The organism is Luteibacter sp. P4_D7_3 (genome assembly GCF_056401735.1).
In genome coordinates, this window is sequence record NZ_JBFUIT010000210.1 from 1 (window position 1) to 7,242 (window position 7,242).

Sequence of the window (7,242 nt, forward strand, 5' to 3'; positions counted from 1 at the left end):
TCGTCGACCTGGGCAAGCATGAACAACATGCGCTGACGTACCGCTGGCGAACTCACCTTACCCAGTTCGAATTCGAGCGCGTGACAAAGGTGGTTGTATTCGGGCTCGGACTGGCTATGCAGGAACATCCGCGCCTGCGTGAAGTGATCGCGGAAGGCATCGCTGCGCGAGCCATGGCCCCGGAAGCGCGATCGATCGCGTGACGGCGCACTGCCAAGATTGATCGGCAGGTCGTGTCCATCGCCGACACCCAGACGCAATGCCTGCGCGCGTGCGTATGCCGCCACGCGCCCCTGCAATAGCGGATCCTCGGAAAGGTCGATGCCGGGTACGACGTGACCCGGATGAAAAGCCACCTGCTCGGTTTCCGCGAAGTAATTGCGCGGGTTGCGATCAAGCACCAGCTTGCCGATACGGCGAACGGGAACGACCTCCTCGGGAATCAGCTTGGTAGGGTCGAGCAGGTCGAAGTCGAAGGCGTGGCGATCCTTCTCGTCCACCACCTGCACGCCGAATTCCCATTCCGGATACTCGCCCGCCTCGATCGCGTCGAAGAGATCGCGGCGGTGGAAATCCGGATCGTTACCGGAAATCTTGATCGCCTCGTCCCACGTCACGGCGTGCAACCCGAGTGCCGGCTTCCAGTGGAACTTGACGAAGCATCCCTCACCGGCCGCGTTGACCATGCGAAACGTATGCACGCCAAAGCCTTCCATCATGCGGTAGCTTCGCGGGATGGCCCGGTCCGACATGGCCCACATGATCATGTGCATGGACTCGGGCATGTGGGAAATGAACTCCCAGTACGCATCCTGCGCTGTCGCCGCCTGCGGCATCTCGTTGTGCACATCGGGCTTCGCTGCCTGCACGAGGTCGGGAAATACCATGGCGTCCTGGATGAAGAACACCGGCATGTTATTGCCGACAAGATCGTAGTTGCCCTCTTCGGTATAGAACTTGACGGCGAAACCGCGCACATCGCGCGCAAGGTCGGTCGACCCGCGAAAACCCGATACGGTGGAGAATCGCACGAAGACGGGTGTACGCCTGCCTTTCTCCCTTAGGAAATCGGCACGGGTCAACGACACCATCGATTCATAGGCTTCGAAATACCCATGGGCACCGGCACCACGAGCATTGACGACACGCTCGGGAAGACGCGCATGATCGAGCCGGTCAAACCTCTCATGCAATGCAGATGCGTCGAACGGCGTCTTGCTCATGACGGACCTCATGCTTTGGCAGCGGTCCGGTTATCGCAGCGACTCCGTGAATCGAGGGTCAATGCAAAGCAAGAATAACGCTAGGCGTTGGTGTAGCGGGCAATCACGCGATCGACGGCGACGAGGCCGAGGCCGAGCACGACGAAGACCAGCGCAACCATGAGCGCGTTGATCAGTACCGTGGCGTAGCCCAGGCGATCCGCGTCCACGAACGGATACGGATACTCATGCACCACCGCGCCTCGCAGCAGCGTCCATGCAAGAAACACCAGCGGAAACAACAACCAGCGAAGCGCATCGCGCCATACCAATGTGCCGTGGGGCAACAATGCCACCCACCAGAACAGATACAGGAAAGGCACGACATAGTGCACGATGCGATCCGCGATGAGCTGGGGCCCCTGCGGATGCCATTGACCGGCGAGGATCGTGGCATAGATCAGGCAGGTGACGGCGATGCACAGCGCAGCGAGACCGCGTACGCGCGGCTTTCGCCATACGCGCAGCGGCGCCCAGCTGCCACCGGTGGCCGCGGCGGTTGCAACCAGCGCGACGAGCAGATTGGACAGGATGGTAAAGAAGCTGAAATAACGCACCGTGGCATGACCGATCGTCCCGGACCACAGGATCAACCAGTACTGCAACATCAGCCCGGACCACGCGACCGCCGCAACGACGATCGCATAGAGATTCGAAATCGCGGCGGTGCGTGGCGACATGGGTATCAGCCGCCCTTTCCGGCAGCGGCCACCGGCCAGCTGTTGTTCGAGCGGTCACGATCGGGAATGACGTGATCCGGGTCGATCGTGGCAGCGACGATTTTCCGCCCGCCGGGCACCGTCAGGTCGAAGCTCTTGTGCTGCTGCCAGGTCTCCACCGGCACGCGGATGTCGCGCGTGGTCTTGTCGTCGAAGGTGACGCGCAAGGTGGCTGGCATCACCAGCTGGTCGCGGTTCTCGATGGTCACGACCGAGCCTTCGACCTTGGTGATCGCCATGTCCAGCTGCCAGTTGTTCGCGTACCACCCACGCCAGAACCACGAAAGGTCCTCACCCGCTTCGCTTTCCATCAGGCGGAAGAAATCCGACGGCGAAGGATGGTGGTAGGCCCAGGTCGCGATGTACTTGCGGAAGGCGGGATCGAAACGCTCTGGGCCGATGATCTGCTCGCGCAGCAACACCAGGCCAAGCGCCGCCTTGAAGTACGTCGCGGGATGGCGGTACTTCTCCTTGACCATGTCCGCGCCGATCAGCAGGTTCGGTGCATCGGGATCGGCCAGTAACGGGAGGATCTCGTCGACCGGGTTGCCACCCTTCGGCGAATACTCGCTGTCGCGCTTGGGCGCGAACTCGCCATGATGGAAGGCGTCCGYCTCGTACACATCGATGAAGGTATTGAAGCCTTCGTCCATCCACGCGTTACGGCGCTCGTCGGTGCCAACGATCATCGGAAACCAGGTGTGGCCGATCTCGTGCGCGGTGACCATGTGCAGGGGCTTCGCCGGCGCCTTCATCGGATCGAACACGATGCCTGGATACTCCATGCCGCTGGCCGCGGAGCCCGCTTCATTCACCGCCACCGGATACGGGTACGGGTACCACTTGGTCGAGAAGTGTTCGACGGAGGCCTTCAGGTACTCCGTCGAACGGCCCCAGGAGTCGTTACCCACGCTTTCCACGGGGTAGACGGACATCGCCAGCGCCTTCTTGCCCTCGGGCAGGTTGATCCGCGCAGCGTCCCACACATAGGCCGTCGAGGCGCCGAACGCGACATCGCGGGTGTTCTTCATGCGGAACTTCCACGTCAGCGTGCCCGTCTTGCCCGGGCGGCTGGCGGGATCGGTCACTTCAGCCGGCGTGCGGATCATGACCGTGGCATCGCTGTCACGTGCCTTGGCCAGGCGATCGCGCTGGGCGGCGGTGAGCACGTCCTCAGGATTCACCAGCTCACCGGAGCCCGCCACGATCATGTTGGCCGGAACGGTGATGGCGTAGTCGAAATCGCCGTATTCGAGATAGAACTCGCTGTTGAGGAAGGGCGCGGTGTCCCATCCACGCAGATCGTCGTAGACGCACATGCGCGGATACCACTGCGCCATCTCGTAGATATTGCCGTTCTTGGAAGGAGCGAAACCGGTGCGCCCGCCGAAGTCGCCCGGCAGATCGTAAGAATATTCGATGGTCAGGGTGACCTTGCCACCGCGGGCCGCGACAGGCTCAGGGAGGCGCACCTGCATGCGTGTATCGGCGACGACATAGCTGGCCTTGACGGTCTTCCCGCCCTGCTCGAGCGTTACCGTGGCGACGCGGTAGCCATCGGTATGCTGCTTAGGCGTGCGGCCCGAAGTGAAGTTGCCGCGCGCGTCCGTGGTGTAGCGGTTCTGGTCCATCTGCAGCCAGAGCACGTCGAGCGCGTCCGGGCTGTTGTTGGTGTAGTGGATGGTCGCCTTGCCCACCATCGTGTTCTTCACCGGATCCAGCGTGGCCGCGAGCTCATAGTCGGCGCGGTTCTGCCAGAAAAGCGGGCCGGGCATGCCACTGCCCGAGCGATAGGCGGTGGCCTGCTGGGGATAGGTGAAGGGTGCGAAGGTCTCGCGCGGGTCGAAGGTCGCGGCCGAAGCGCCCAGCGAACCCACGAGGGCGAGGCTGGCGATCGACAGGCGGGCAACGTTTTTCATCGGTAGCACCATGGGGACGACCCCTCAGCGTAACCGGCAAACGAAGCCCGCCTCTACCGTGCCGAAAGTCAGGTGCGCAAGGTCAGGTCAGCGCACATCGATCTTGCGATTCTCGCCCATGTCGGGCGTCTTGCCGGTCATCCGCGCCTTGAGGTAATCGAAAGCGACGACCATCTTCGACGAGGGGCCATCCCAGTATTCCGCGGTGTCGACATCCACGCGGATCAAGGCGAGGTCCGGGTCGTCCTTGCCGTCGGGGAACCAGGTCTTGATCCATTCGTTCCAGTGTTCGTCGATCGCCGCGCGGTCCTCGACGATCCAGGCGCGCCCCGAGAGCGAAACGTAACTGTTGTCGGATGCGCTCGCATAGGACACGTTGACCTCGCGATGAGCCTCCACCTCGGCGACCTTCGGCGAGCTCTTTCGCGTGAAGAACCAGAGGCTGCCGTCGAAAGCCTTCTGCGATGCCCCCATCGGCCGGCTGTAGAGCCGACCGTCCCGTTCGCTGGTCAGCATGGCGATGTGGGCGTCCTTGATCAGCGACCAGATCTTTTCATTGTCGTCTTGACGATTATTGGCCATGTCGCGCTCCCGTTGGGCTTTAAAGGCTCACGGTCCCATCCGCTGGCTGAAGAGGCCGTCAATCAAGTTGCCATTCGGGAAGACGCCGGACTCACATGCGGTTTACCATGGGGACCTGAATCCCCTTCGGGACGCCAATACGAGCGTCTCATCCCTAGGTATACCTTGCATCGCGCCACGGTATCCGCATATTCCCCACGTTGAACTCATCGAGGACCCCACGCATGAAAATCGGTTTGATCGGACTGGGCCGCATGGGCGGCAACATCGCCCGCCGCCTTATGAGGGACGGTCACCAGACCGTGGTGTACGACAACAACGCCGACGCGCGTGCCACGCTGGCCAAGGACGGTGGTGAAGCCGTCGAGTCCCTGGAAGCCATGGTCAAGGCGCTTCCTTCGCCGAAAATCATCTGGGTGATGCTCCCTTCCGGTGAGATCACCGAGAACACCATCACGACCCTGAGCGGCCTGCTGGGCAAGGACGACATCGTCATCGACGGTGGCAACACCTTCTACAAGGACGATGCCCGCCGCGCCGAAGAGCTTGCCGCCAAGGGCCAGCATTACGTCGACGTCGGCACTTCCGGCGGCGTCTGGGGCCTGGATCGCGGCTACTGCATGATGATCGGTGGCGACAAGGCCACGGTCGACTACCTCGATCCGATCTTCAAGACCCTCGCCCCGGGCGCTGGCGATATCCCGCGCACGGAAAGCCGCGATGGCCGCGATCCGCGTGTCGAAAATGGCTACATGCACGCCGGTCCAGCGGGCGCTGGCCACTTCGTCAAGATGATCCACAACGGTATCGAGTACGGCATGATGCAGGCCTTCGCGGAAGGCTTCGACATCCTGAAGAACCGTGACGGCAAGCAGATTCCGGAGCGCGAGCGTTACAGCCTGGATATGGCCGATATCGCTGAAGTCTGGCGTCGCGGCAGCGTCGTTTCCTCCTGGCTGCTCGACCTGACCGCCAGCGCCCTGGCCAAGGGCCCGGAGCTGGACAACTACTCCGGTTACGTCGACGACTCCGGTGAAGGCCGTTGGACGGTCAACGCCGCGATCGAAGAAGCCGTCCCGGCCGAGGTGCTCACCTCTGCCCTGTTCGCCCGCTTCCGCTCGCGTCAGGACCACACCTACGCCGAGCGCCTCCTCTCGGCCATGCGCATGGGCTTCGGTGGACACATCGAAGGCCGCGGCAAGCCGCCGAAGGAAAGCGAGCACTCCTGACCTGAAAAAAGCCCCGCACATGCGGGGCTTTTTTTTGGTTCATCGTGGATTACCGGGGCCGGGCACTCTTTGGCACATCGCACCTCGAAGATGGCTCGCCTTCGGCCTCGCGGGCTCGGCTTTGCCGTCGCTCTCTACACTTGCGCGTCTCGCGGGGAGACCTTGGTGCCCACCCTCGCTGCTCAGACAGTCCTCCGCGTTCCGTGCCGGAAAGGCCGCTGACGCGGCCCATGTATCTATCTGGCCTACGGCCGCTCCACTTGTGCGGAACTCGCCTCGAGGGTGGACACCAAGGTCTCTCACGACGATACGGTCAGCTGGACGGAGAGCCGTTGGGTGGCTGTTGCCGCCGAAGAGCGAGGGTGGGCACCGAAGGCTCTGCGCCGCGACGTCCCCACCCACGCGGCGTCCCCGGCATCCCACGATGAACCTTTTTTCAGGCCTTGCCGTCCAGTTGCCGTAATCTCTCGCGCCACCCTTCCGGCGTCTGCGGCTTGATGAACAGCGCCACGATCGGCAGGTTCGCCGCCTTCGTGCGCGCCTCGATTTCCCGCACGCACTCCTCGATCTCCACGGTGGTCAGCGCGTCGTCGAACGCCGCGGATAGCGCGACCAGTACATGGTCGGGCCCGACCTGCACCGTCAGCACGCCGTTCACCGCCTCGATCCCCGGCACCTCACCGGCGATGGTGCACACCTCCGCCAGCAACCTGGGCTGGGCGGGCTCGCCGATCAGCAAGGCCTTGCTCTCACGCGCCAGCAGGCTGGCCGCGGCCGCAAGCACGACGGCGATGCCGACCGACGCCCAACCGTCGATGCGTGGATCGTTCAGCGCGTGGGAGAGGTAGACGCCGATCGCCGCGATACCCAGACCCAGCAGGGCCGCCGTGTCTTCGAACAGCACGGAGAACGTGGTTGGATCCTTGGTTCGGCGGAACGCTTCGAAGTAGCCGTACTTGCCCTTCTTTCGCTGCACGCTCTTCAGCGAGAGGTACCACGAGCTACCCTCGAACAACGCACTGACGCCCAGCACGATGTAGTTGGTTACCGGGTCCTTAAGCGGCTCCGGCGTGAGGATGCGGTTGACGCCCTCGTACAACGAAAAGCCCGCACCCAGCGCGAGCACCAGCAACGCGACGATGAAGCTCCAGAAGTAGAGCTCGCGACCGAAGCCCAGGGGATGCTGGCGATCGGGACGTCGCTGCGAGCGCTTCAGACCGTAGAGAAGAAGCACCTCGTTGACGCTGTCGACCAGCGAGTGCACGCCTTCGGAAAGCATGGCGGAGCTGCCGGTGAGCGCCGCGGCGACGAATTTCGCCACCGCAATGGCGACGTTCGCAGCAAGTGCGACGAATACGACGAGTCGGGAGCTGTGGGCCATAAGGGCAATCGTCACCGCAAGGATGTGTTGCCCAAGTAAACCACGAGGCTGTCCTGCCGGAACGCACCGTATTGGTGCCTTCGGACGGACGCAGGCACACGCAACGGCTCTCCCTGCACTCAACCGTATCGTCGTGAGAGACCTTGGTGT

Annotated in this window: 6 protein-coding genes; 1 reads left to right on the top strand and 5 read right to left on the bottom strand. The window is 62.9% G+C overall.

The window, feature by feature from the left end:
• The 4 genes from AC1DSN_RS15815 to AC1DSN_RS15830 all read right to left on the bottom strand — a co-directional run.
• A partial coding sequence (locus AC1DSN_RS15815; RefSeq protein WP_477331583.1) for a catalase occupies window positions 1–1,223 on the bottom strand: 1,223 nt, incomplete at its 3' end.
• Between the two features lie 80 nt (window positions 1,224–1,303).
• Window positions 1,304–1,942, bottom strand: coding sequence for a Pr6Pr family membrane protein (locus AC1DSN_RS15820; RefSeq protein ID WP_477296839.1), 639 nt, complete (start codon window positions 1,940–1,942; stop codon window positions 1,304–1,306).
• 5 nt (window positions 1,943–1,947) lie between these two features.
• Window positions 1,948–3,900: a M1 family metallopeptidase gene (locus AC1DSN_RS15825; protein ID WP_477331585.1), complete on the bottom strand. Its 1,953-nt coding sequence runs from the start codon at window positions 3,898–3,900 to the stop codon at window positions 1,948–1,950.
• 87 nt (window positions 3,901–3,987) lie between these two features.
• Entirely contained in the window at window positions 3,988–4,482 is a 495-nt protein-coding gene (locus AC1DSN_RS15830; RefSeq protein ID WP_477296843.1) for a pyridoxamine 5'-phosphate oxidase family protein, read from the bottom strand.
• Window positions 4,483–4,706: 224 nt separating this feature from the next.
• Here AC1DSN_RS15830 and gnd point away from each other — a divergent pair, with 224 nt between their 5' ends.
• Entirely contained in the window at window positions 4,707–5,711 is a 1,005-nt protein-coding gene (gene gnd, locus AC1DSN_RS15835) for a phosphogluconate dehydrogenase (NAD(+)-dependent, decarboxylating) (protein ID WP_213950096.1), read from the top strand.
• Window positions 5,712–6,147: 436 nt separating this feature from the next.
• Here the strand turns inward: gnd and AC1DSN_RS15840 are convergent, their stop codons facing one another.
• Window positions 6,148–7,092 carry a cation diffusion facilitator family transporter gene (locus AC1DSN_RS15840; RefSeq protein ID WP_477298963.1) on the bottom strand — a complete coding sequence of 315 codons (945 nt, stop codon included), beginning with the start codon at window positions 7,090–7,092 and terminating at the stop codon, window positions 6,148–6,150.
• Between the last annotated feature and the right edge of the window lie 150 nt (window positions 7,093–7,242).